Source organism: Vibrio sp. SCSIO 43137, assembly GCF_028201475.1.
GTDB lineage: Bacteria > Pseudomonadota > Gammaproteobacteria > Enterobacterales > Vibrionaceae > Vibrio.
Window position 1 is genome coordinate 1,575,234 of record NZ_CP116383.1, and the last position, 26,681, is coordinate 1,601,914.

At 44.4% G+C, this 26,681-nt stretch carries 16 protein-coding genes; 13 read left to right on the plus strand and 3 right to left on the minus strand.

Translation table 11 applies throughout. The features are described 5' to 3' along the window. Positions 1–83: 83 nt before the first annotated feature. The 3 genes from rsmF to PK654_RS07395 form a co-directional block, all read right to left on the minus strand. Complete coding sequence (gene rsmF, locus PK654_RS07385; RefSeq protein WP_271698593.1) at positions 84–1,511, minus strand: 16S rRNA (cytosine(1407)-C(5))-methyltransferase RsmF; 1,428 nt, start codon at positions 1,509–1,511, stop codon at positions 84–86. 102 nt (positions 1,512–1,613) lie between these two features. Then, positions 1,614–4,250: a PqiB family protein gene (locus PK654_RS07390; protein WP_271698596.1), complete on the minus strand. Its 2,637-nt coding sequence runs from the start codon at positions 4,248–4,250 to the stop codon at positions 1,614–1,616. A gap of 31 nt (positions 4,251–4,281) precedes the next feature. Continuing rightward, positions 4,282–5,514 (minus strand): paraquat-inducible protein A, encoded by a 1,233-nt coding sequence (locus tag PK654_RS07395; protein WP_271698598.1) that lies wholly within the window; start codon positions 5,512–5,514, stop codon positions 4,282–4,284. 349 nt (positions 5,515–5,863) lie between these two features. Here PK654_RS07395 and PK654_RS07400 point away from each other — a divergent pair, with 349 nt between their 5' ends. From PK654_RS07400 to PK654_RS07460, 13 genes are all read left to right on the plus strand, one after another. After that, positions 5,864–6,337, plus strand: a complete 474-nt coding sequence (locus tag PK654_RS07400; protein ID WP_271698599.1) for a GAF domain-containing protein — start codon at positions 5,864–5,866, stop codon at positions 6,335–6,337. Positions 6,338–6,437: 100 nt separating this feature from the next. After that, entirely contained in the window at positions 6,438–7,073 is a 636-nt protein-coding gene (gene proQ, locus PK654_RS07405) for an RNA chaperone ProQ (protein ID WP_271698600.1), read from the plus strand. Positions 7,074–7,090: 17 nt separating this feature from the next. Beyond that, positions 7,091–9,094 carry a carboxy terminal-processing peptidase gene (gene prc / locus PK654_RS07410; RefSeq protein ID WP_271698602.1) on the plus strand — a complete coding sequence of 668 codons (2,004 nt, stop codon included), beginning with the start codon at positions 7,091–7,093 and terminating at the stop codon, positions 9,092–9,094. Positions 9,095–9,233: 139 nt separating this feature from the next. Continuing rightward, entirely contained in the window at positions 9,234–9,899 is a 666-nt protein-coding gene (locus PK654_RS07415; protein ID WP_271698603.1) for a hypothetical protein, read from the plus strand. A 189-nt stretch (positions 9,900–10,088) separates the two neighbouring features. After that, the gene (gene pepN, locus PK654_RS07420; RefSeq protein WP_271698604.1) at positions 10,089–12,710 is read left to right on the plus strand and encodes an aminopeptidase N; all 2,622 of its coding nucleotides are present in this window, start codon (positions 10,089–10,091) and stop codon (positions 12,708–12,710) included. A gap of 47 nt (positions 12,711–12,757) precedes the next feature. After that, a complete protein-coding gene (locus PK654_RS07425) occupies positions 12,758–12,976 on the plus strand; it encodes a DUF2835 domain-containing protein (RefSeq protein ID WP_271698606.1) in 219 nt (72 codons plus the stop codon). A 221-nt stretch (positions 12,977–13,197) separates the two neighbouring features. After that, complete coding sequence (locus PK654_RS07430; protein ID WP_271698608.1) at positions 13,198–18,039, plus strand: NAD-glutamate dehydrogenase; 4,842 nt, start codon at positions 13,198–13,200, stop codon at positions 18,037–18,039. Between the two features lie 47 nt (positions 18,040–18,086). After that, entirely contained in the window at positions 18,087–19,097 is a 1,011-nt protein-coding gene (pyrD, locus tag PK654_RS07435; protein WP_271698609.1) for a quinone-dependent dihydroorotate dehydrogenase, read from the plus strand. A 158-nt stretch (positions 19,098–19,255) separates the two neighbouring features. Further along, on the plus strand, positions 19,256–19,798 hold the full coding sequence (locus PK654_RS07440) for a cell division protein ZapC (RefSeq protein ID WP_271698610.1): 543 nt from the start codon (positions 19,256–19,258) through the stop codon (positions 19,796–19,798). 557 nt (positions 19,799–20,355) lie between these two features. After that, complete coding sequence (gene rlmKL, locus PK654_RS07445) at positions 20,356–22,479, plus strand: bifunctional 23S rRNA (guanine(2069)-N(7))-methyltransferase RlmK/23S rRNA (guanine(2445)-N(2))-methyltransferase RlmL (protein ID WP_271698612.1); 2,124 nt, start codon at positions 20,356–20,358, stop codon at positions 22,477–22,479. Next, positions 22,472–22,720, plus strand: a complete 249-nt coding sequence (locus tag PK654_RS07450; protein ID WP_271698613.1) for a glutaredoxin family protein — start codon at positions 22,472–22,474, stop codon at positions 22,718–22,720. Before rlmKL ends, PK654_RS07450 begins: the two co-directional genes overlap by 8 nt. After that, entirely contained in the window at positions 22,698–24,617 is a 1,920-nt protein-coding gene (locus PK654_RS07455; RefSeq protein WP_271698614.1) for an ABC transporter ATP-binding protein, read from the plus strand. Before PK654_RS07450 ends, PK654_RS07455 begins: the two co-directional genes overlap by 23 nt. Continuing rightward, complete coding sequence (locus PK654_RS07460) at positions 24,618–26,576, plus strand: DUF3466 family protein (protein WP_271698616.1); 1,959 nt, start codon at positions 24,618–24,620, stop codon at positions 26,574–26,576. Positions 26,577–26,681 lie beyond the last annotated feature (105 nt).

Genomic DNA, 26,681 nt, shown 5'->3' on the forward strand with positions numbered 1-26,681 from the left:
CATTAGTAATAAGTCTAGTACAGGCTCCGGCCTTTGCCACTAAAGGGCAGGGAGGAGTTTCACTTTTAGAAGCAACCTCTAAATCAGAACAGATTCCCGTCTCTTACTAACTCTCTTGGCAAGCCATTTTTAATCCGGTTTCCTACCCACTTTCCAAGACCGATAACGTCGTTTTCAAGTTTTACGATAACTTCGCCTTTACCCGTTACCTCTTCCGGCCTGATATCTCTGCCCATATACCACTCTCTGGCCTGCTCAGTGGTCAGGGAAACGGTATTGGATTCACTGCCTTTGGCAAGAGCCATCACCATTTCATGCTGCCAGCGATATCCCTTTTTATGGGCTTCCGCTAACTTGATTCCCATACGATCAAAACGGATCTCGCCAATCATAGGTTCAAGGTTTTTAGGAAACAGCCACACCTCATTGTCACGTAGCCAGATTTGTCCGGAATCGGGCAGAGTGATCTCTAATGTGTCTGCCAGAGCTTTACTTACCTTTTCAGACTCTTTGTTAGAAGCTTTACTGAACGGGAACTTGCCGAGCCTTTTCTTTACTGCCGGAGCCGGCTCTGATTCTAACTTACGGATACGGGCAACAAAAAAACCTTCGCTATCAAAAATCTGCGGATAGATGTGCAAAAAACCATCCTCTGTGATTGCGGCTTCAGCATTCTCAAATAAATGGTTTAGTGGTTCAAAGGCGACCTTGCCGGGAAACGTCTCTGCTAAGTGGTGGCAAACCTGCTGGTTCTCTTCAAGGTTAAGGGTACAGGTAGAGTAGACCATAACACCGCCCGGTTTAAGTGCATGGAAAGCGCTTTCAATCAGGTCTTTCTGTGTTTCCGCTATCTCCAGTACCGACTCTTTGCTCCAGTTGTTCATGGCATCGGCATCCTTACGGATAGTGCCTTCGCCTGAACATGGTGCATCGAGCAAAATGGCATCGAATTGTTCAGGCAGCCAGCCGCCAAATACACGGCCGTCAAAGTTGGTTAACGCCACATTGCGTACACCACAGCGCTGAACGTTGGAGTAGAGGCCTTTAATACGGCTGGCTGAGAACTCATTCGCCACCAGAGCACCGTTGTTGTTCATAGCCGCTGCGATTTGCGTGGTTTTAGAACCGGGTGCGGCAGCGACATCCAGAACCGTTTCAAATGGGGCATCCAGATTGTCCAGCAGAGCCGTTACCGGCATCATAGAACTGGCTTCCTGAATATAGAAAAGACCGGCCATATGTTCAGCAGTATTGCCCAGCGGTGTTTTGTCAGCTTGGTCGCGCTCGATCCAAAAGCCGGTATCACACCACGGAACCGGCGTCAGGCTCCAGCCTTTATCTGCTGCTCTGTCCAGAAAGTCAGCCACTGAGATTTTAAGGGTGTTTACCCGTATGCTTCGTCTTAACGGGCGCTTACAGGCGGCAATAAAGTCATCCATGTTCAGGTGGGAAGGCATGATTTGTTCAATCTGACTGATAAAGGCGTCTGGAAGTTTTATGTTTGCGTGCACGGTTAAATCTCAGCAGGAAAAAATAGGCGCCAATTTTATACAACATCAAAAAGAAATGCAGCCCGTAAGCTGCATTTCTTGCTGATTATTTCCTGCTGGCTATCAGGGCTTAGGTATGGCTGTGCGCCACTGAGTCCACTCATCCTGAGGTTCACTGTTCAGGATAAAAGCGGTGTCCGGTTTTGCTGGCGGTAATAGCTTACTGTTCTCCGGTGTGGCAAAGGCAATGCCGCCCCTCAACAGGCTATCAACAGTACCGGAGCGGATTTGTGCACCGGCAAGGCCGATAGAGACATCCACACCAGAAACATTCCAGAACACGCTATTTGTTCTTACAAGATAAGCGTATTCATCCTGAATTTCGATTGTGGTAATGACCCTGTCTGCAAAAGCGCCCAGCTCAACCTGAGTAACACGACCCACTTCAATATCGCGGTACAGAACAGGCGTATCAATGTCGATAGAGCTTCTCTTTTCGCTCTGTAGGGTAAAGCTAGTGCCGCCTTGGCGCGAGGCTTCATTGTGCAGCACAAAACTGCGTTTTACCGCACCTTTACCGGGAGCAACCTGTATATAGGCCGAAATCAGGCTATCCAGGTTTTTAATCTGCTTAAGGCCAATTTGTGGAGAGGTGGTCCAGAAATAGCTGCCGTTACGGACGATAGTAGCCGTAAACTCAGGTTTAATACGGGCGGTGATATTAACCCGTTTGCTTTCAAAGTCAGGAGAGAGATGAATCACTTCGCCGATATCCACGCCCTGATACTTAATCGGAGTGCCTTCACGTACACTGGATGCATCCGAAGCGCTAAGCATAATGGTAGCGCCAAATTTTCTTGCTTCATTGACGCTGTTGTACAGTTTCCAGTGCTTGCCAGATCTGTTCTCCACACCCGAAATCGTATCAAAGGCAATTCCTCCCTGAAGCATGGCTTTTAGCGGGGCAGCTTTAATGTTCACGCCGGAAAGGCTGGCATCCACCTCTACACCGGAGTGATTCCAGAATACGGTTTGATCTTTGATCAGATTACGGTAGCGGTTTTCTATCTGAACCTTAATCTGAACGCCCTGGGAGGTAAGGGTATAGCCGGAAACTTTACCAACCTCAAGGTTGCGGTAGAGCAGCGGACTGCCTTTAGATACCGGTGGCAACTGTTCTGAGAAAAGAGTCAGAGTTCTTGAGCCTGACTGGTTATACAGGGCTATCTCCGCCAGTGAGCGGTTTTTATATAGACGGTAACTATTGTTAATTTTTTCTGAGCCGTCACTGATAAAAGCCACAGAGCCGGTAAGCAGATATTTAGCTGGCGGCACAGTGATATTTAAGCCCGAATCGGTTAGTTCCGCAGAAGCACTGCCGTTTACGTAGAAGCGGTTTCGCGATTTGATTAAATGCTTATAGGCACTATCGATTAGGGCGGTGATAACCACGTTATCTTGCTTTAGCCTGACCTCAGAGATATAGCCGACTTTAATGCCTTTATAGTGAACTTCTGTCCCTTCAGAGACAGCACGTGATTCGTCGGCAATCAGAGTGACCGGAATAGAGTGCATGCTCTGTTTAAGCAGATCGTCTTTTCTTATGGCAGTGAACTGGCGGGACTTTTCACCTTCACCCGGAATAATAGAGAGGTAGTTGCCGGTAACAAGGTTAGAAAGATTATTTACCTCAGAAATCGATAACCTTGTCTCCTCCAGCATAAACTGGGAGCCGGTGTTAAGCATATCGGCAAAAGAGGGTTGTATTGCCGCGGAGGCAATAATGCTCTGTCTGCCCTCACTGAAATTCAGGTCAGTAATTTGGCCGATTTCCAGCCCACGGTACATAATGGGAGCGCCACTACTGCGTATCTTATTGTTATCCGGCAGGGCGATCTTAACCGCTATACCGCGGCCGGCGGTTTTAAGATCTCTGTATAGTTTAAATTCACTGTTCTCTTTCACCGGTTCGCCCTCGTCAGGAGAGTCTACTGCGATGGCACCGGCAAGTAATGCACTGAGGCTTTCAAACTGAACATCCACACCGGAAAAACCGATTTGCGCACCTGCACCGCTGACGTTCCAGAAACGACTCTTGTCAGTAATGATGTGGGCGTACTCATTTTTGATAAAGGCTTTAATCAGTACAGAGTGAGCCTCTTCATCAAGCTTATAGCTGTAAACCTCCCCGATAGGAATTTTACGGTAGACAATTTGAGATCCAATGGACAGGGAGCCAAGGTCGCGTGAATTCAGGGTGATATTAAGCCCTTGTGACGCCTGTAAATCTGCCGGTCTGTTTTCAAGGGCGGTATAAACCTTGGTTAGCTCATCGTCGTCATCTGACTCACTGCCGGGCTGAATAGCGATATAGTTGCCTGAAACCAGTGCGTCCAGACCGGAAATGCCGGAAATACTGGCAGTCGGTTTTACCAGCCAGAAACGGGTATCTTCACCCAGTAATTTTGTTGCTTCAGGATAGATATCGGCATCAACATAGATACTTTCAAGATCAGGTGAAAGGGTAATATCCCTTACCATACCCACTTCCAGCCCCTGATAACGGACGGTGGTTCTGCCGGCAATCAGCCCCTGAGCATCAGAGAAGTAGATCTGAATCCGTTGTCCCGCTTCATTAATGGCATTAATGACCAGCCAGCCGGCGAGGGCCAGTGTCACAATAGGGAGAATCCACAGAGGTGAGATACCGTAATCCCTTTGAACCTTGGGTTTATGTACCTGTGAATCTTTATCATTCATTGATAGTTTCTTCCGTCAATCTCAAACTACTTCAACCGGTACTGTCCGGTTTCGTCTTGTTATCTTCTCTGTCATCCCAGATCAATCTGGGATCGAAATTTTCTGTTGCAAGCATGGTCAGGACAACGACAACACCGAAAGCCACGGCGCCGAAACCCGGCGAGAAATTTAGTATCTGTCCGCGGTCAACCAGAGTCATCATAATGGATATTACAAAGAGATCCATTACAGACCATTTTCCTATCCACTTGACCACGAAATATATGATCATTCTCTGTTTTTTAAACCGTTTCTGTTTAAGCTGAATACTGGCTAGTATGTAACTCATACCAACAATCTTGGCGACAGGAACGACAATACTGGCAACAAAAATAATCAGGGCTATGCCGTACATCTCTTTGTTTATCAGGCTGGCAACGCCGGAGAAGATAGTATCTTCAATGCGTTTTCCGTTGGTAAAAAGGATTGAAATGGGAATGATGTTCGCCGGAACGATAAAAGCAGCCGCGGCGATAAGCAGTGCCCAGGTTTTCTGTATGGAGCGGGGTTTTCTGTAGTAGAGCTTACCTTTACAGCGCAGGCAGTGCGAGCCTAATGGCTGAGAAAGATAGCAGTGACGGCACTGCTCCTGTTTTTCTGAAAACTGATAGTCGGTTTCGGCCTGCCAGGCCTCCCAGTAACGCCTGACACTTAATCTCGGTATCAACATCAGGGTAAACAGTTGTAATAATATAATGCCCGTTAGCCCTGGCCCGACAAAGATGTCGGCGTAATCCTGTAACTTAAAACAAGAGACAGCCACACTGACCAGAAATACGTCGAGCATCATCCATGGCTTAAGCATCTGCATTGTCAGTACGCTATAGCGAAATGAGTTAAACCAGCGCTTTTTCAGGGACAGATGACAAAGTGTGACCGCACTACAGACCAATAGAGGAGCTATGGAGCTGCAAAAAAGAATCAGCAGGCCTAGCCCGATAAAGCCTTCCTGCATCAGGGTAAAGGTTCCGGACGGGAGTGTGGCCGGAATCATCACGCCAAACAGACGAATACTGATAAAAGGAAAAAAGTGAGAAGGAATAAAAAGCAGCAGGCAGGTGACCGCGATGGCGAGATTTCCTGCTAACGGAAGGGTGCCACCTTTATAGAGTTTGGTACCGCAGCGTGGGCAATAAGCACTTTTTCCTCTCGGCAGGGTCTCAACAGAGACGGGTAGCTCACAACCTTTACATAAGCGGATAGCCGGGCTTTGTTCTACAATCACTAATTGGTCCCTATATCCCTTATCCTTGATAAAACATCTAGTTAGGTATTGAATGTTGCCGGTAAGGCGAACAGTGATAATAACAAAACCAGAGATTTTCTCTATATACGAGGCTCTAATAATAGGTCTAAATACCAGTGCCAGGCTAATATTTCCTGAGCATCAATAGATCTGCTAAATCTATCTTTAAGCAAACTGGAATAAAACCAACCGACATTTTAATAGCGGCAAGGGTAAATGTAAGGTATAAACACTGGCTTAACAGAAAAGATGGCAAGTTCTTTATGGTTAAATAACCGGTTAGACCTTGCTGTTGACCTGAATAGTTAAACTAATAAATAGAAGAAATATGAAAGTAAAGAAATATCAGACACTAACCAAACAAGCTGTAGCACTGATTGAATCGGAAAAAGATTTTGTTGCTAACCTTTCAAACCTGAGCGCTTTGCTCAATATGATGCTGGAAGATATTAACTGGGTCGGTTTTTATCTCCTTAAAGAGGAAGAGTTGGTACTGGGGCCTTTTCAGGGTTTACCGGCCTGCGTACGTATTCCTGTAGGTAAAGGCGTATGCGGTACAGCAGTAGCTGAAAACAGCGTTCAGCGTGTTTATGATGTTCATCAGTTTGAAGGCCATATTGCCTGTGATGCACAAAGTAATTCAGAGATTGTGATCCCATTTTCTATTAATGGCAAAGTGGCTGGTGTGCTGGATATTGATAGTCCTGAAATAGGCCGATTTGATGAAAACGACGAGAGCGGACTGACATATCTGATGTCAGAAGTTGAAAAGCTGCTCAATTCGCACGCTAACGATGAATAAAATCAGTAATCAGAGTGGTTTTTCATAAGCATCTCACTATAATAGCCCAAATATTTATCAGAACGCTCTGCGGAAAAAGCCGCAAAAACCAGGAATCCACATGGAAAACACTGAAAAGTTAAAAAACAGCAAAGAAGTGATTGCATATATTGCTGAATGTTTCCCTAACTGCTTTACTCTAGAAGGTGAAGCAAAACCATTAAAGATCGGTATCTTCCAAGATTTGGCAGAACGATTGGCCGATGATGCTAAAGTGAGTAAGACTCAGCTTCGTGCAGCGTTAAGACAGTACACGTCATCATGGCGTTACCTGCATGGTGTTAAGCCGGGTGCAGTTCGTGTTGATCTTGATGGTAATGCGTGTGGTGAACTTGAAGAAGAACATGTTGAGCATGCAAAAACAGCACTAGCTGAAAGCAAAGCCCGTGTTCAGGCTCGTCGCAAAGAGCAGGCAAGTAAAGCAAGGGAAGAAGCAAAGGCAAAAGCTAAGGCAAATAAACCTCAGCAACGTCGTGCGAAAAACCCAAGTAAGCAGAACAAGCAGAATAGCAAACCCGTAGTGACTGAAACACGTGCATTAGCATCTGATGAACTAAAGACAGGTAAAGATGTCAATGTAAATATGGGTAAAGGAAACATGGCTGCGACCATTGTTGAAATTAATAAGGATGATGTGCGAGTTCGCCTAACCAACGGCCTTCAAATGGTGGTAAAAGCGGAACACTTGCGCGCATAAAGGAGAAATTCCTACGCATGAATTGCCGTTTAAAAGTTACATTATTAGCCGCTAGCATCTGCTTAGCGGCTTCTGCTCAAGCTTTAGAAGCAAAAATTTCTAAAGATCAATTACCAACTCTTGCCCCTGAATCGCAGCATAAAACTGCCAGTCGCCGGGTAACCTCTAAGTTTACAACCACCCACTACAAACGCTTCAGTCTTAATGACGAGTTTTCTAAAGCGATTTTTAATCGTTACCTGAAAATGCTCGACTTTAACCGTAATGTTTTCACTCAATCAGATATTGATTCGTTTCAGAACTGGTCTGTTCAACTGGATGACCAGCTAAAAGCGGGTAATAACCAGATCGCATTTGATGTTTATAATCTGGCGATGAAAAGGCGCTTTGAACGTTTTGAATATGCGTTATCTCTTCTCGACCAAGAGATGAAGTTTGATACGGATGAAGAGATCGAGTTAGACCGCTCGGAAGCGCCGTGGGCCAAAGATGAAAAAGAGCTGAATGAGCTCTGGCGCAAAAGGGTTAAATATGACGCTCTGAGCCTGAAGCTGACGGACAAAGAGTGGCCGGAAATCAAAGAGATGCTTGAAAAGCGTTATAACAATGCCATCAAGCGTATCACTCAGTCACATAGCGAAGATGCATTTCAGACCTATATGAATGCCTTTGCCCGTGAAGTTGATCCGCACACAAGCTATTTGTCACCGCGTAACGCCGAGCAGTTCCAGTCAGAGATGAATTTGTCTCTGGAAGGGATTGGTGCTGTGTTGCAGATGACTGACGATTACACGGTAATTCGTTCATTAGTGGCTGGTGGCCCTGCATCTAAAAGCAAGGAGTTATCTGAAGGCGACAGAATCATTGGTGTTGCTCAGGAAGACTCTGAAATGGTGGATGTTATCGGCTGGCGACTTGATGATGTTGTTCAACTGATCAAAGGCCCGAAAGGGACTAAGGTGATTTTACAGGTTCTGCCGGAAGGTAAGAATGCAAAAAGTCACAATGTCACTATTGTCCGCGATAAAATTCGTCTGGAAGACAGAGCAGTTAAGTCAGAAGTCATTGAAAAAGATGGCAAAAAAATTGGTGTACTAGAAGTGCCTAGCTTCTATGTCGGTCTCTCGAAAGATACTGATAAGCTGATTCAGGAACTTAAAGCTCAGTCTGTAGACGGTATTATTGTCGATCTGCGTAATAATGGCGGTGGTGCACTCACAGAAGCAACGGCACTTTCAGGATTGTTTATCTCTAAAGGACCGGTTGTTCAGGTCCGTGACAGTTACGGACGGGTAACCGTTAACCGGGATACAGATGGCGTTGTTAGCTATCAGGGACCACTAACCGTTTTGGTCAACCGATATAGCGCATCAGCTTCAGAAATCTTTGCTGCAGCCATGCAGGATTATGGCAGGGCAATTATTTTAGGTGAGCAATCCTTCGGTAAAGGTACCGTTCAGCAGCATAAAACACTAAGTGAAATCTACGATATGTTCGATAAAGATCCGGGCTATATCCAGTTCACTATTCAGAAGTTCTATCGTATTGACGGCGGTAGTACTCAGAACAAGGGTGTTGTTCCGGATATCCTTTATCCTACTGCTATTGATCCAAGCGAAACCGGTGAAAGTGTCGAAGACAACGCATTGCCGTGGGACAGCATAGATCGGGCAAGTTATAAAAAGCTGGCGAGTAGGGATGCCGAAATTGCTCAACTGAAAAAAGCGCATCACGCCCGTACTGCAAAGGATCTTGAGTTTAGCTTTATCGAATCGGATATTGCCCGTTATAAAGCTGAGAAAGATGACAATATGCTTTCTCTGAATGAGAAAGTGAGACGTAATAAAAGTGATGAGCGTGACGAACGTCGTTTAGCGCGAATCAATGAGCGTCAGTCTGCTGCGAATGAAGAGACATATAAATCTCTTGAAGATGTGCCAAAAGACTATGAAGCACCAGACGCCTACCTGAATGAAACAGTTGCCATTATGGTGGACATGATAAACGAAGAAAGTAAATAGTCGTTTATTGTGTAAACTGTCAAAAAGCGAGTGAATAACTCGCTTTTTTCATTTCTGCTAATTAGTGTGATTTGGGTCTAAAATTTCGCTTTATTTGATAACTAACTCTACGCTTAAAGAAAAGTGAGGAGAATTAGTTATGAGATGGATCATAGTAATTCTTGCCTGCATCTCTTTTACAGTTGCAAGCTACGAGATAGATAATGATAGATCTGACATTACCCAGTTCGACCATCCTTTTCTTTTAGGTGACTGGTATCTGGTTAATCATTATCCTGATGAATCAGAACAGGATTTTGTTGTTATCCGGCTACATATCACATCAGATTACACATTCGGTATCGAAATCCAGAAAATAGATAACACTTATGAGTACTGGGGTGGTGAATACAGTGCTAACAGTGACACCATAGTGCTGGGCATGGACAGTGAAAATCCGCAGCTTTATAGCTATATGGTTAATCACAACCAACTTATTCTAAACGGCATCTATTTTTCTAAAGGATACCATTCGGAGTTAGTCGGAAGCTGGACAAGTGAAGATTTGAAAGGCGAAGAGATACGTGCAAGTAAAGTGAGCAAAGTGAATTTGGTTCTGCAGCCTGACTTTATGTTCATGTTTAAGGCTGAATCTACTGATGGTAATCTCGCTGCTTATCAGGGAATATACTATTTCGAAGGGGACAACCTGGTGCTTATGTATGAAAAAGGCGAACAGGCTTCTAAATACAGTATCAATGAAGGTAAACTCACCCTTGAGAGCGGTAACTTCGATATGCTCGCTGTGCTTAATCGTATTGAATGAATAATCTAATGTTTCTCAATTATATAGTTATATGTATGGCATAGTTCTTACTAAGCCATACTCATTTCTGATATATGTCTATTTTTCGAAATTAATAATTGTTATCACTTGCTTTTTACCGTTGCAGTCCATAAATATAGAACTAGGATAGATCTAGCTATCTGAAAAGAATTCGAAAAGGATATTACAATGTCTCAACCTTCACAGAGCCAGTCGCCAAAAGCGAAATACCGCAAAGACTACCAGTCTCCGGACCATACTATCTCCCATATAGATTTAACTTTTGATCTGCACGACACAAAGACAACTGTTACCGCTGTATCAAAAGTCACTCAGCTTAAAGAGAGTAATACTTTAACTCTTAGCGGAGAGCAATTGACTTTGCGCTCAGTAAAAGTAAATGGTGAAGAGTGGAGCCAGTTTAAGGAGAGTGAAGGTTTGCTGGAAATATCCCAGTTACCGTCAGAGTTTGAACTGCAGATTGAGACAGAAATTAACCCGGAAGCAAACAGTGCACTGGAAGGATTGTATAAATCCGATGGTGCGTTTTGTACCCAGTGTGAGGCAGAAGGTTTTCGCCGTATCACTTACTACCTGGATCGCCCTGATGTTCTGGCAACATTCACCACTACCGTTATCGCCGATAAACAAGCGTATCCGTTCCTGCTTAGCAACGGTAACAAGGTTTCTCAGGGAGAGGCAGGTGAAGGAAGACACTGGGTTAAATGGCAGGATCCACATCCGAAGCCAGCCTACCTGTTTGCCTTAGTTGCCGGTGATTTTGATGTTCTGACCGACAGCTATACCACTATATCAGGCCGCGAAGTAGCGCTGGAGATCTTTGTTGATAAAGGTAACCTTGACCGGGCAAATCACGCCATGGTTTCGCTGATTAACTCGATGAAGTGGGACGAAGAACGCTTTGGTCTTGAGTATGATCTGGATATCTACATGATTGTTGCCGTTGACTTCTTCAATATGGGAGCAATGGAAAACAAAGGTCTGAACGTATTTAACTCCAAGTTTGTTCTTGCCAATGAGAAGACTGCGACGGATACCGATTACCTTGGTATTGAAGCGGTTATCGGCCATGAGTACTTCCACAACTGGACAGGTAACCGCGTTACCTGCCGCGACTGGTTCCAGCTTAGCCTGAAAGAGGGCCTGACGGTTTTCCGTGATCAGGAGTTTTCTTCAGATTTGGGTTCCCGCGCGGTAAACAGAATTAATAATGTAAGAATTATTCGCGGACCACAGTTCGCAGAAGATGCAAGCCCTATGTCTCATCCTATCCGTCCGGACAAAGTGATTGAGATGAATAACTTCTATACCCTGACGGTTTACGAAAAGGGAAGCGAAGTTATCCGTATGATGCATACTCTGCTGGGCGAACAGAACTTCCAGAAAGGGATGAAACTCTACTTTGAACGCCATGACGGTACAGCGGCAACTTGCGATGATTTTGTTGCAGCTATGCAGGATGCTTCTGGTGTTGACCTTTGCCAGTTTAAACTTTGGTATAGCCAGTCGGGTACGCCTTCGGTAACGGCGAAGACTGACTATGATGAGCAAAACAAAACTTTCTCAGTAACACTGAGCCAGTTTACTCCGCCGACTCAAGAGCAGAGTGATAAGAGTGCTCTGCATATTCCATTTGATATTGAGCTGTATTCAAAAGATGGCAGCGTTATTCCATTACACTGTAACGGAAACAGCGTTTCAAACGTGCTTAACTTTACTGAACAAGAGCAGACTTTTGTGTTTGAACAGGTAAGTGAAAAGCCAATAATTTCAATGTTGCGAGAGTTCTCAGCACCAGTGAAACTTAACTATCAATACAGTGATGATGAGCTCATCTTCCTGATGGTACATGCGCGTAATGATTTTGCCCGTTGGGATGCAGGTCAGATGCTGTTGGCAAAATATATTCGTAGCAACCTAGAAAATCATTCAGCCGGTAAAGAGCTACAACTGCCGTCAGAAGTCGTAGACGCATTCCGTGGTGTATTGTTAAATCGGGATCTTGAGCCGGCCTTTATTGCTGAAATGATGGCATTGCCAAATCAGAATGAAGTGGCAGGCTGGAGTAAGCCGGTAGATGTTGATGGAATTGCTGCGGTTCTTAAGTTCTTTAAAGTGACAATAGCGACTGAACTGCAAGATGAACTTTCTGCGGTTTATCACTCACTGGCACAAGAAAGCTACAATATTGAGCACGCCTCAATAGGTAAACGCGCACTGAGAAACAGTTGTCTCAGTTATCTTGCTCACCTTAATGGTGGCGAAGATCTTGTTAAGGCGCAATACCAGTCAGCCGATAATATGACCGACAAAATGGCGGCACTTTCCAATGCCAATATGGCTCAGTTGTCTTGTCGTAGTGCTTTAATGGATGACTTTAGTGAGCAGTGGAGTCACGATGGTCTGGTGATGGATAAATGGTTTAGCCTTCAGGGAACAACGCCGGCAGACAATGCCCTTGAGGTGGTGAAACAGACCATGAACCATACTGCATTCAGTCTTAAAAACCCGAACCGGATCAGAAGTTTGATTGGGTCTTTCCTTACTGCAAACCCAACTAACTTCCATGCTATTGATGGTTCCGGTTATGTTTTTGCCGGTGAGATTCTGACTGAACTTAACAGCAGCAACCCACAAGTGGCTTCCCGTCTGATTGATCCTCTGCTGAAGTACCGCAACTATGACGAAAAGAGACAGGGGTTAATGCGTGAACAGCTTGAAAAACTTTCCAGACTGGATAATCTAGCCAAAGACCTGTATGAGAAAGTGACCAAAGCACTTGAATCATAATTACTATTTAAGGGTGACGTTGTCACCCTTTTCTTTGAGCCAGAGAGATGAGACAGTACACTTTTCGTTTATCCATTCCTTATCAAACCTTTCTACAGCACTACAGTGGTGCCGCAAGTAATGTAATTGTTTATACCGAACAGGGTTTAAAATTACAGGTGCCAGCTTCGCGGCTACGACCTTTTGTTAGTCAAATCGGGCTAAAAGGGCGTTTCAGGCTGACAACTGACCAGAACAATCGCTTTGTAAAGTTAGAAGTTCTATAGTTCTCTTTTTTATCAGTGATTTAAATCGATATACTTATCACAATTTCAAACATTTCATGGCAAATCCCTCCGATACTGTTAACTAAAAAACAATATTGCTTTTACAATATAGATACACATTTTCGGCTGTTGTTCGTTACCGCATAGGTAAAACTAACAGTCGCTAAAGATAGACAGTGTCTATAGTTTCCCCCAGTGAATGCAAAGAATGGAGCGATATTATGACTGCACGAGAGCCTGTAGTACCGGTTCTGCTTGAAAAGGTTTATCAGCTGATTCAAGAAAAAGTTGAACTTGCACAAAGACCGTTAGTCACCCAACTAGCGCAACATATGTTTAACAACATCGCTCACGATGACCTTTTTCATCGAAACGAATCCGATTTATATGGCGCGGTGGTCAGTTTGTGGCAACACGTTGTTGAAACGAAACAGAGTGAAATATCCGTTCAGGTTTTTAACCCGACATTAAGCCGTCATGGCTGGCAGTCAACTCATACTATTGTTGAGATTGTTGTGCCGGACAGTCCTTTCCTGGTTGATTCAACCAAAATGGCACTAAACCGGCTTGAGCTGAATTGCCATTTTATGCTGCACGGCCCGACGCGTGTTGAACGAGACAGCAAAAATAAAATCGTCGAACTGAACAGCAGTAAAGGTGGTTATCAGTCTCTGTTCCATATTGAAGTTGACCGCCTGAACGAAAAAGCTGAGATGAAAGCGCTGAAAGAAGAACTGATCAGCGTTTTAATTGATACAGGATTAGTGGTTTCTGACTGGAAACCAATGTCAGCGAAACTTGAGCAGGTCACTAAACAGGTAGAAAAGCAGGCGAAACATATCGGATTTTCAGAGGAACATCTGGAAGAGAGCCTTCAGTTCTTGCGTTGGCTAGGGGATCATAACTTTACCTTTATGGGCTATAAAGAGTATGACCTTGTTGATATTGACGGGGAAACTGTTCTGCAACCCACTGAAGAACAGGGGCTTGGATTATTTGCTGCTGAACGCAGGGTAAGAACAGTAAAACTGTCTGAGTTTGCTGAGTCTGCTCAGGCAGAGGCAACAAAACCTTATCTGCTTATTCTGACAAAAGGCCATGCCGCTTCCAGAATTCACCGACCGGCTTACACTGACTATATCGGCATTAAGAAATTTGATAAAAACGGCAAGGTAATCGGCGAGCACAGATTTACTGGTTTATATACCTCGATCGTTTATAACCAGAGTGTTTCAAGCATTCCTTTAGTTGGTCAGAAAGTTGACCGTATTCTGGCAGCCAGCGGATACCGCGCAGGTTCTTATGCTTATAAAGCACTGCTAAATATTATGGAAAACTTCCCCCGAGACGAACTGCTGCAGGCAAGAGAAGATGAACTGCTTGAAGTGGGTACCGGTGTTGTTCAGATGCAGGACAGGGATCTAGTTCGTCTGTTTGTGCGCAAAGACCCGTTTGGCCGCTTCTTCAGTTGTATGGTGTATGTAACTAAAGAGAGATACAACACTGAACTAAGAAGACAAACCCAAAGATTGCTGAAGCAGTATTGCCGCTCAGAACAAGACGTGGAGTTTACTACCTATTTCTCCGAAAGTTCACTGGCCAGAACGCACTATATAGTTCGCGTTGATAACAACAATATTAATATCGATGTTAAAGAGATAGAGCACAACCTAATGGAAGCATCATCTACCTGGGACGACAGATTAAAGAGCGCGATTATTGCAAGTTTTGGTGAAAGCCGCGGAGTGCCTATCTCCAAAGAGTTTAAACGCGCATTCCCGAGTTCCTATAAATCTGATGTGATGCCGGGAACCGCTGTTGCCGATATTGAACGTCTGGATGCGCTCAGTGATGATAACAAACTGGGCATGCTGTTTTACCGTCCGCAGGAAGAGGCGTCAAACTCTAAAGTTGTTCACTTAAAACTTTACCATCGTGATGAACCTATACATCTGTCTGATGTTATGCCAATGCTTGAAAACCTCGGCTTAAGGGTAGTCGGTGAATCGCCTTACGAGATCCGAAAAGCGAATGGCACTGTTTATTGGATCCTTGATTTCTCAATGCTTCACCGTAGTGAAACCAGAATTGATCTTCGCGAAGCAAGGGATCGTTTCCAGCAGGCATTTGCTGCTATCTGGAAGGGAGAGCTGGAAAGTGACGGCTTTAACCGACTTGTTTTAGGCGCAGGGCTAAACGGCAGAGAAGTGACTATTCTTCGTAGTTATGCCAGATATATGCGTCAGGTCGGGTTCCCGTTTAGTCAGAGCTATATTGAGGATACCCTGAACTCCCATACTGAGTTGGCTAAAGGGTTAGTGGCACTATTTAATAAGCGTTTTGATCCTAAGTTTAAAGGCAGCAAAAAAGGTCAGGCTGATCTTATTGCTAAACTGACAGAGCAACTGGATCATGTAGAAAGTCTTGATGATGATAGGATCATCCGCCGTTATATGGAGATGATTTCTGCCACCCTCAGAACAAACTATTTCCAGAAAGATCGTCGTGACCAGCCTAAACCTTGGCTGTCTCTTAAACTTCGCCCGTCTGAGATTCCTGAAATTCCTGCTCCGGTTCCTGCATTTGAGATCTTTGTTTATGCACCGGATATCGAAGGTGTTCACCTGCGTGGCGGCAAAGTTGCCCGTGGTGGTCTACGCTGGTCTGACAGGCAAGAAGATTTCAGGACTGAAATACTAGGGCTGGTTAAAGCTCAGCAGGTTAAGAATACGGTAATTGTTCCTGTTGGTGCTAAAGGCGGCTTTGTCTGTAAGCGTCAACACCTGATGTCCGGCCGTGACGAGATCTTTGCAGAAGGGCAACGCTGTTATCAGAGATTTATCCGCGCCTTGCTGGATGTTTCTGACAATATCGTAGAAGGTGAGGTTCTACCTCCGCCAAATGTGGTGCGTCACGATGAAGATGATGCCTATCTGGTGGTTGCTGCGGATAAGGGGACAGCTACTTTCTCTGATCTGGCTAACTTTGTCTCGCAGGAGTACAACTTCTGGCTGGGTGATGCATTTGCATCCGGTGGTTCAAATGGCTACGACCATAAAGCCATGGGTATTACTGCCAAAGGTGGCTGGGAATCAGTTAAACGTCACTTCCGTGAAATGGGAATCAACTGCCAGACAACGGATTTTACTGCCGTGGGTATCGGTGATATGGCTGGTGACGTATTCGGTAATGGTATGTTGTTGTCGAAACATATCCGCCTGCAGGCTGCATTTAACCATATGCACATCTTTATTGATCCAAACCCTGATTCAGCGAAAAGCTGGAAAGAGAGGGATCGTCTGTTTAATCTGCCTCGATCAAGCTGGGAAGATTACAATACAAAACTGATCTCTAAAGGTGGTGGCATTTTCTCAAGAAGATCCAAGTCCATTACGCTTACACCTGAAATTCAGAAGATGCTGGGTACCCGTAAAGCTTCTGTGGCGCCAAACGATCTGATAAAAATGATCCTTAAGATGGAAGTTGATCTGTTATGGAATGGCGGTATTGGTACCTATATTAAAGCGGCAGATGAAACCGATGTCGATGTAGGTGACAGAGCGAACGACGTGCTGCGTATTAACGGCAGTGAAGTGAAAGCTAAGGTTATCGGCGAAGGTGGTAACCTGGGCGTTACTCAGAAAGGACGTATCGAGTACGCGTTGAAAGGCGGTCGTGTTAATACTGACTTTGTTGATAATGTTGGCGGCGTTGACTGTTCGGATAATGAGGTAAATATCAAGATATTCCTTAACGGTCTGGTCAGCAATGGCGATATGACCGTTAAGCAGCGGAATGAGATTCTGGAAAAGATGGAAGATGAAGTCGGTGAGATCGTTCTTGACGATGCATACTGTCAGGCAGAATCTATTTCGGTAAGTGAACTGCTTGGCGTCTCTCTGGTTAAAGAACAGATTCGCTTTATTCACCATCTGGAAAAAGCCGGTCATCTGGATCGTGCTCTGGAATATATTCCCGATGACGAAACGCTGTTAGAGCGTGAAAAGCGGGGGCTTGCCTTTACCAGACCTGAGCTGTCCGTTCTGGTTGCTTACGGAAAAATGGTACTGAAAGAAGAACTTGTCTGTGATGAGATAGCTTCAGATGACTATCACAAACAACTATTAGTGAAGTACTTCCCGGAAGAGTTACGACGTAACTATATTCACCATGCAGAAAACCATCCGCTGAAAGCAGAGATTGTCGCAACAACACTGGCTAACCAGATGGTGAACGAAATGGGCTGCAACTTTGTTACCCGTCTGCAGGAGGAGACAGGAGCGAGCGTTGCCAGCGTTGCGAAAGCTTATAGTGCTGCACGGGATATTTATGATTTTGAGCAGACGTTAAAAGAGATTCGTAAACTGGATAATATTGCCAGCACAACAGCTCAGTATGAATTGATGTTCTATGTAAGAAGAACACTGCGTCGTTTATCCCGCTGGTTGATCCGAAACAGACCAACACACTCGTCAGTAAGTGATCTGATTAATGAGTTTAAACAGGATGTTACTGCCGTTCGATCTGGTTTGGATCAGTTCTTGGTGCCGGAAGAGGTTCAGGAGCATAACGATCTGGCACAATCATGGATAGATCAAGGCGTGGGTAAAGATCTGGCCAATCATGTTGCCCGTCTTTCAAGCCTTAACTCTGCACTGGATATCTCATCTGTTGCTAAAGAGAGTGGCAGAAGTATTCAGGGTGCGGCAGAGCTCTACTTTACCCTTGGCGATCGAATCATGCTGCACTGGTTCCTGAAACAGATCAATGCTCAGGGTGTTGATAATAACTGGCAGGCACTGGCAAGAGCGGCATTCCGCGAAGATCTTGACTGGCAACAGCGTCAATTGACCGCTCAGGTTCTTGGTTGTGGTTGTGCAACGGATGATTTCGAACCGGTTAAAGCACTCGACAGCTGGATTGAGACCAATGAAGCGTCATTGCAACGATGGGAGAATATACTTAACGAGTTTAAGGTTGGTACAGTACACGAATTTGCTAAGTTCTCCGTGGCGTTAAGGGAGTTGATGTTATTAAATTTGAATTGTTCAACAAATAAGTAAATAATACAGCCCCGTTTACACGGGGCTTTTTTCTATCGGAGGCAAGTATGCTTTACCGTCTGGCCAGGACTGGCTTTTTTCAACTCGATGCCGAAAAGGCACACGATCTAGCAATTCAAAATTTCAAACGCGTTCAGGGAACTCCACTTGATCTGGTTTATCGTCAGCAACTGCCGAATAGATCCGTTGAGTGCATGGGGATCACTTTTAAAAACCCGGTCGGATTGGCGGCGGGTCTGGATAAAAATGGCGAATGTATTGATGCATTTGGTGCCATGGGATTCGGTTTTATTGAAGTCGGCACAGTAACACCACGACCGCAGCCGGGCAACGATAAACCAAGGTTGTTCCGTCTGGTGGAGTCTGAAGCACTCATTAACAGGATGGGTTTTAACAACCAAGGTGTTGATGCTTTGGTTGAAAACGTTAAGCGTTCAAACTATGACGGTGTACTCGGAATCAATATCGGAAAAAATAAAGATACACCGATAGAAAACGGCAGTGAAGACTACCTGATCTGTATGGATAAGGTATATCAGTACGCTGGTTATATTGCGGTAAATATCTCTTCTCCGAATACGCCGGATTTACGAAAACTTCAGTATGGTGAAGCATTAGATAGTTTGCTTTCTGATTTAAAGACAAAACAGCAAGAGCTTGCAGACAAATACAATCAATATGTTCCTCTGGCATTAAAGATTGCACCAGATCTCAGTGACGAAGAGATAGTACAGATTTGCGACTCATTGAAACGCTACAAAATTGATGGCGTGATTGCTACAAACACAACTCTTGACCGAAGTATCGTAAAAGGGATGAAGCATGCAGAAGAAGCGGGTGGTTTGAGTGGTCGTCCGCTTCAGTCGAGAAGTACGGAAGTTGTACGCAAGCTATATCAGGAACTGGCAGACGACATTCCGATTATTGGTGTAGGCGGTATTGATAGTTATGTATCAGCAAAAGAAAAATTACTGGCTGGTGCAAAACTGGTTCAGGTCTATTCCGGATTCATTTATAAAGGGCCGGGTTTGGTTCGTGACATCGTAAAGGGACTATAACGACAAAATAGCTCAGAATTTACTGTTAGTAAGAGAGAAGAGGGAATGTTGATTTCCTCTTTTTTTTTCTCTATCCGTTTGTAGAATTAATTGGCAGGTTGGCTATAGGTAACTTTCAGGTTACCAAATCTGACATAATAATTTTAAGAGACGGAACGATGCTAAAACCAAACGATACATGGAAGTGGTTCTTTGAAGAACGTAAAGATACTTTGATGCTGGATCTTGGCAACGATATGCTGTTCAAAGTAAACCTCCCTAAAAAATTACTTGTTGATTGTGCGCTACGTAATAACGAGTTCACCGTTGATGATGCGTCTGCATTTCAAACTTTTAAAGAACAAGCAGAACTATTAGAGCTCTCTGTTCCTCGTCAGGCCGAGTTAGTTTTAAACTGTGTTGCGGCGAAACGGTTTCATAAACCAGTACAGCCAAAGAGCTGGTTCTTCGATCCGAAAGGGGAAGGATACCTTCCAAATGAAGGAGATATCGTTCACCTGCACAATAAATATGGCCAAGGCTATTTTATGGTTATTGAAGTTTGCGAAACCGCAAGCTTGTGCTCCTTTATTGAACAGGGTGAGTTTGTTCTTGACGGACGTAAATGCTTAACCTTAGGCCAGCCAATCAAAGTTATGCACGATAGAATGGAATGTGCAAACCACCATTTCTCCGATTTGCCGATAGCACTTGTCGGCTGATTTATTCGTTCCTTTGTTGTTTTATATAGTCGACCCAGGTGGTCGATTTTTTTTGCCTGTTATAAACAAGTCTGAAATTCCAAAAGCGTCTGCTTACAGACTCAGAGAGTAGACTTTATTGCTATCAGAAGATAATCCTACCGTTTGTTGTCTCCGTCTTTGTGAGGTGGTGACAAAATATCGATTATTTTTTTACTTATTTATTTCCGCAATAACCTCACTTTTAGCTTAACAACTCGCCAATTCTTCCCGTTTTAGATAAAAATGTAGCAAATTTACAGTGTTAATTTGCCATTGGTCTAGACCAAAATTTAAGTGAATAAGTAGTCACTTCGGCTGGAAGCATTTAAAAATGAGTTAGATAAGTTCGGACGAATTCTAAAGTAAATGCTCACTTCATTTTTTCAAAAAATTAAGATGACTGGCTATAAGGGCGGTTGTCTGTGCCTAATTTCTGCCCAGTTAGCTGAGTAGTTTGTATTTATACTGCTTTCTTTTCTGCATTTGACGGATTCTCAGGTATAATCAAGCTCATTTTTTTGCTGACAAAGAACACCATGAATCAATATTTAGCGATTACCTCAAACGGGCTGGAAAACCTTCTGGTTGAAGAGCTTAAAATGCTCGGAATAAATGAACCGAAACCAGTTCAGGCGGGAGTAAAATTTAAAGCAACCAATGAACAGATTTATCGTTGTTGTATCTGGAGCAGAATAGCGTCCAGATTTGTAAGGGTTTTATCAGAATTTCGATGTCAGGATGATATGGACCTTTATTTGTCAGCTAGCGCAGTTAACTGGTCGTCTCAGTTTAAAGCGGGTAGTAAGCTGGTGGTGGACTTCAATGGTACCAACCGGGAAATCCGCAATAGCCAGTATGGCGCGATGAAAGTGAAAGATGCCATTGTCGACAGCTTCAACAAAAAGAATCTTCCAAGACCGGTGATCAGCAAAGATCAACCTGATCTTCGCGTACATGTAAGGCTGCATAGAGACAAAGCGATTCTTGGTATTGATATGGTTGGTTCCGGCCTTCATCAAAGAGGTTACCGGACTGAATCAGGCAGGGCGCCTCTAAGAGAAACTTTAGCTGCTGCTATCGTATTGAGATCAGGCTGGAACAAGGAGCTCTCACTGCTAGACCCTATGTGTGGCTCAGGTACGTTACTAATTGAAGCGGCATTAATAGCCTGTAATATCGCTCCGGGAGTGAAGCGTAACTACTGGGGATTTGAGTCATTAACGGACTTTGAACCCGAGCTTTGGGCTGAGATTAAATCAGAAGCAAATGTACAAGCCAGACGTGGTGTCAAAAATAATGACACTAAGTTTTTCGGTTTTGATAACGATAAAAAAGTACTTCGCACAGCGAAAGAGAACGCAAAGCGCGCGGGTGTTGACCAGTTTATCGAGTTTGAACTTGGAGACGCTTCTGTAATTGAGAAGCCTGAAAGCTTTGAATCGGGTGTTATTATCTGTAACCCGCCATATGGTGAGCGACTGGGCACTGAGCCGGGCCTTATCGCCCTATACACAGCTTTTGGCGGACGCTTAAAAGAGCAGTTTGCCGGCTGTAAAGCCTCTATCTTCTCTAGTTCTGATGAGCTGTTAAGTTGCCTGCGTATGCGGGCAGATAAGCAGTACAAGCTGAACAATGGTTCGTTACAATGTCACCAAAAGAACTACAGTATTTCTGAAAAAAGGGCTGAAAGCGATGGTCAGGCGGTTAAACAAGAGGCTGAAATCGCTCCGGACTTCTCGAATAGGCTAAAGAAAAACCTTAAGAAAATAGGAAAGTGGGCCCGTAAAGAGAAACTTGACTGCTACAGGGTCTACGATGCCGATCTGCCGGACTACAACGTCGCTATCGATCTCTATTTAGATCAGGTGGTGATTCAGGAGTATGCCGCGCCTAAGAATATCGCAGAAGAGAAAGCCAAACGCCGTTTAACCGATGTTATCCGCGCTACGATTCAGGTATTGGGTGTTAATGCCAATGATGTGGTGCTGAAAACACGGGAGAAAAAGAAGGGCAGTTCTCAGTATCAGAAACTGAATCAGGGCTCTGCCAGCTTCGCTGTACAAGAGTATGGCGTAAAACTGCTGGTTAACTTACACGACTATCTGGATACCGGCCTGTTCCTTGACCACAAACTGACCAGACGCAAGCTTGCTGAGATGGCACAAGGTAAAGATTTCCTTAACCTGTTTGCTTATACTGGTTCTGCTACCGTTCATGCTGCTTGTGGTGGCGCTAAGTCCACCACAACAGTAGATATGTCCAAAACCTACCTTGAATGGGCAAAAGAGAACCTGAAGCTAAATGGCATTGTCGGCAGACAACATAGATTTGAGCAGGCTGACTGTCTTCAGTGGCTGGAGAGTGAGAAGGGGCAGTATGACCTTATTTTTATTGATCCGCCGACGTTCTCAAACTCAAAAAGAATGGAAAAAACCTTCGATGTTCAGCGCGATCATCTTGAGCTGATGAAAAACCTTAAGCGTCTGCTGAGAAACGACGGCGTCATTGTGTTCTCTAATAACAAGCGTCACTTTAAAATGGACCTTGAAGGCCTTAAGTCTCTTGGATTGTCAGCTAATAATATATCCTCACAAACGCTGCCCCTCGATTTTCAGAGAAACAAGCATATTCATAACTGCTGGGTGATTTCACATGCCTGATAACAAGGTAATTTTATACAGCACGGATGGCTGCCACTTATGTGAGTTAGCAAGTGAGCAGCTTAATGCATGTGGCGTCAGTTATCAGCTGGTGGATATAGCATTCGACGACACACTGTTTGAGCGTTACGGGGTCACTATTCCCGTAGTTAAGTTTAACGAATCAGAGCTCAACTGGCCTTTTCAAATAGAACAATTACAAATTTGGTTAGAAAATAATGGCATTACTTACCATACATAACGGACAACTCGCGTTCGGCGATCACCCCTTATTAGATAAATCTGATTTCGTTTTACAAGAGAACGAAAGGGTGTGTCTTGTCGGGCGTAACGGAGCCGGCAAATCAACCCTGATGAAAGTTCTTGCCGGCGAAGTCATTATGGACGACGGCAAGATGCAGGTGACTCAGGATGTTGTTGTATCCCGTCTGGAACAGGACCCACCGCGAGATCAGTCCGGAACCGTTATGGACTATGTGGCCAGTGGCCTGCAAGAGATAGGTGAGCAGTTAAAGATCTATCAGGATCAATTAGATCTGATAGCGACTGAACCGACAGACGGGAATATTGCCCGTCTGGCAAGAATTCAGGAGCAGTTGGAGCATTCCGGTGCATGGCGCTTTGAAGATCGTATCAAGAATGTACTTGGTGCCCTGAAACTGGATGGACATACGGAACTTTCATCTTTGTCTGGTGGCTGGCAGAGAAAAGCGGCTCTTGCTAAGGCGCTGGTGTGCGACCCAGACGTTCTTCTGCTCGATGAACCGACCAACCACCTTGATGTGACCACTATTGAGTGGCTGGAGACTTTTCTGAAAGATTTCCGTGGCTCAATTATCTTTATCTCTCACGACCGGGCCTTTATCAAATCTATGGCGACACGTATTGTCGATCTTGATCGGGGCAAACTGAGCTCTTATCCGGGTAACTACGATCAGTATCTTGTCGATAAAGAAGAAGCTCTGCGGGTAGAAGAGATGCAGAACGCTGAGTTCGACAAAAAGCTGGCTCAGGAAGAGGTTTGGATACGGCAGGGTATTAAAGCGCGAAGAACACGTAACGAAGGACGGGTAAGGGCGCTGAAACAGCTTAGACGGGAAAGAAAAGAGCGGATCGAAGTGCAGGGTAAAGCAAACCTGAATATTGATAGCTCAGCCCGCTCCGGCAAAATTGTATTTGAAGCTGAAAAGGTCAACTTCAGTTATGAAGGAAAACCAATTGTTAACAACTTCAGCTTTAATATTATGCGTGGGGATCGTATTGCTTTAATCGGGCCAAATGGCTGCGGTAAAAGTACCGTACTTAAATTACTGCTTGACGAGCTAAAGCCGGAGACCGGCAAACTTCGCTGTGGCACTAAGCTTGAAGTGGCCTATTTTGATCAGTACCGGGAGAAGTTAGACCCTGAGAAGACGGTAATCGATAACCTTGCCGATGGTAAGCAGGAAGTGATGGTAGGCGGCAGACAGCGTCATGCCCTTAGTTATCTGCAAGACTTTCTGTTTCCGCCTAAGCGGGCCAGAACTCCGGTAAAAGCCCTTTCTGGTGGTGAAAAAAATAGGCTTCTTCTGGCGAGAATCCTGCTAAAACCGAACAATTTATTGGTGCTCGATGAACCAACTAACGATTTAGATATCGAAACTCTGGAACTTTTAGAAGATTTGCTTGCCAACTATGAGGGCACATTATTATTGGTCAGCCACGACAGGCAGTTTGTTGATAACACAGTTACCACAAGTTGGATTTTTGAAGGCAATGGCGTAATCGAAGAGTTTGTTGGCGGATATCACGATGCACAACAACAGAGAGAGCAAGTACGTCAGTCACGTGCACAACATTTGACCGATAAGCAAAAAGAGGTTGTCGAAAGTCCCAAACCTCAGGTTTCGAGAAGTAAACCAAACAAACTATCGTATAAACTACAGCGCGAATTAGAGTCGCTACCTCTTAAGCTTGAAGAGCTTGAGAGTGAAATAGAACTTATACAACAAGAAGTGAATTCGGCTGAGTTTTTCACAAAACCCGTCGATTACACACAAACAGTTTTAGATAAACTTTCTGCAAAAGAACAAGAGCTTGAAACAGCGTTTGAACGATGGGAAGAGCTTGAAGCGATGCAACAGGAATTTAGTAGTTAAATGAGAAGTACAATTTTTAAATTATCGACATTATCCGCTGTTATTCTGGCAGCCACACAGGCAAATGCGGCTCTGTATCGTATTGTGGAAGTACCGGGACCGACTCTTCAGAACTATAACCTACAGCCTGATGTACGTGGTACATACGGTAGTGCAATAGAAGCGGGTACAGGCGACTGTTTTACATCAGCTTGTGCAGACAATGCCTATGATCTCGCCGGGGAAATATTGCAGGGACCGGAAGGGAACCCATATAAAGATGAAGTAGCCTTTAAAGTAGATAATACTTTTTCATATAACTCTGAATCTGATTTAAGTGGTTATTGCTCAACTTATCTTAATTACGCGACTTGCGGAGCGTGGACCACTGCAGAGTGGTTGGGGCTAGATGCTCAGGGACTAGGTGGATTTAAAAGAGAGCTGTTTGCGTGGAACAGTTCAACAAATTATCCGTCGAATGCTTCGGGATTTATCGAGCCTACATCAACAACCGCTATTGATACCGCAGACGCGGCTTCTGCTCCCGCGGGCGCTAGTGCTAACCCAAATGTTAACTCGAAGAATATAGTGATTACTGCGTTAGACGGAACCCAAGCCATAGGCATCACTAGTAGCGGCTTTTATACGATGGGAGCAACGACTAAAAATGCTCAGGTATTCAGAAGTCGCGGTTTTTATGATGTTGTTGGTGGTTCTCCCGTACTTTTACCTCCAAGACAAGGTGCGTCGGCAGCCATTGTAAAAGAGATGGGCAGAACCTTTGCTTATGATTCTTTCACGTTCGGAGGGAAAACTTACGTTGTCGGAGCAGCAGCCGTTGCACCTTACTATTTTGATGACGTAAACAAAGATGTATTAGGTGACGTTAGTACATGTGCGGCCGCAGCTAACCCATCGTCAGTAAAAGCATGTCAGACTGTCGGTTTCGCTCTTAAACCATATGTCTGGGATATGACTACGACACCAGCAACACCTTCAGGGCTGCCAGCCGTTAACTGGGTGGGAATGAGTGCTGCTCATGACAGTGAAACAGTGGACAATTCAAGAGAAGGTAATGCTTCAGCTATTGGTAGTGTAAGAGCGGCGGTATTATCAGATGTAGCTTTGCATAATGGTAACCCTGTACTAGCCGGTTTTAATACCCAAAAAGATGGTTCAAGCTTATTTATGCAGGCGGCAGTGTATTATCCTAAAGCGGGTTTTACTATTACTAACCCGGAAGCGTGGGAGAACAAATTTATTACCAGCGCAACGGTGAAAGATGGCAGTGATGTGGTTTACCGTAACTCTCTGGCCAAAGATATAAATAAAAACTTATTAGTTATTGGTGAAGCAAAGCGCGCAATTAATGATAACAATGCTTTACCTAATAAGATGTTTATTGCCGATGCTTCAACTGGTAACCCATCAGCAAACTATTTTTCCGGTGGTATCTTCTTTAATGGTGCCGGTGGAGAAGCTAACGCGATCAACAACCACAATGAAATTGTAGGTCAGGTAGATTCAGAAGCTGTTAGAGAAATAAATGGCCGGGAGCGCAAACATAGGGCATTTATTTATCCGTACAACGGTACTAACTCTAATGCAACACGTATGGCCAGATTTAAAAATCAGGCTTGGTGGATTGATAATCTGACCAACGGTGGTGCGTTTAGCAGTGCAAACAACCACTTCCGTGTAATTAATGCGTCAGATATTAATGATGCCGGTGTAATTTCTGCAACGGCAGTGAAGTGTTCTGCTGGTGAATATGACACTACGGCTCACAATGCGTTATGTGGTGGTGGTTCATCAGTAGAGAAGATTGTTGCAGTTAAATTGATTCCGATTAATGGTGCTACTAGCGCAGATATTGTAGAGCGCTCGACAACGACAACTAAAGTGTCGCGTCAGGGTTCTGGCCTTGGCTGGATAACTTTGACACTATTAGGGCTAATAAGTTTCATCAGAAGAAAATAATTTTTTCTTTCACGAGGCACAGGTTCAAACTTTTGAGCCTGTGCTTTTTTTGTGCTTGAGAAACAGTTTTAATTCACTCATTCTTAATTCGTGGGGTAACAAAAC

Excerpts from the sequence above, each read along its gene's own strand:
- PK654_RS07390 (WP_271698596.1), bottom strand. The coding sequence starts at position 4,250 with ATGAATGATAAAGATTCACAGGTACATAAACCCAAGGTTCAAAGGGAT.
- PK654_RS07400 (WP_271698599.1), top strand. The coding sequence starts at position 5,864 with ATGAAAGTAAAGAAATATCAGACACTAACCAAACAAGCTGTAGCACTG.
- proQ (WP_271698600.1), top strand. The coding sequence starts at position 6,438 with ATGGAAAACACTGAAAAGTTAAAAAACAGCAAAGAAGTGATTGCATAT.
- prc (WP_271698602.1), top strand. The coding sequence starts at position 7,091 with ATGAATTGCCGTTTAAAAGTTACATTATTAGCCGCTAGCATCTGCTTA.
- PK654_RS07415 (WP_271698603.1), top strand. The coding sequence starts at position 9,234 with ATGAGATGGATCATAGTAATTCTTGCCTGCATCTCTTTTACAGTTGCA.
- pepN (WP_271698604.1), top strand. The coding sequence starts at position 10,089 with ATGTCTCAACCTTCACAGAGCCAGTCGCCAAAAGCGAAATACCGCAAA.
- PK654_RS07425 (WP_271698606.1), top strand. The coding sequence starts at position 12,758 with ATGAGACAGTACACTTTTCGTTTATCCATTCCTTATCAAACCTTTCTA.
- PK654_RS07430 (WP_271698608.1), top strand. The coding sequence starts at position 13,198 with ATGACTGCACGAGAGCCTGTAGTACCGGTTCTGCTTGAAAAGGTTTAT.
- pyrD (WP_271698609.1), top strand. The coding sequence starts at position 18,087 with ATGCTTTACCGTCTGGCCAGGACTGGCTTTTTTCAACTCGATGCCGAA.
- PK654_RS07440 (WP_271698610.1), top strand. The coding sequence starts at position 19,256 with ATGCTAAAACCAAACGATACATGGAAGTGGTTCTTTGAAGAACGTAAA.
- rlmKL (WP_271698612.1), top strand. The coding sequence starts at position 20,356 with ATGAATCAATATTTAGCGATTACCTCAAACGGGCTGGAAAACCTTCTG.
- PK654_RS07450 (WP_271698613.1), top strand. The coding sequence starts at position 22,472 with ATGCCTGATAACAAGGTAATTTTATACAGCACGGATGGCTGCCACTTA.
- PK654_RS07455 (WP_271698614.1), top strand. The coding sequence starts at position 22,698 with ATGGCATTACTTACCATACATAACGGACAACTCGCGTTCGGCGATCAC.
- PK654_RS07460 (WP_271698616.1), top strand. The coding sequence starts at position 24,618 with ATGAGAAGTACAATTTTTAAATTATCGACATTATCCGCTGTTATTCTG.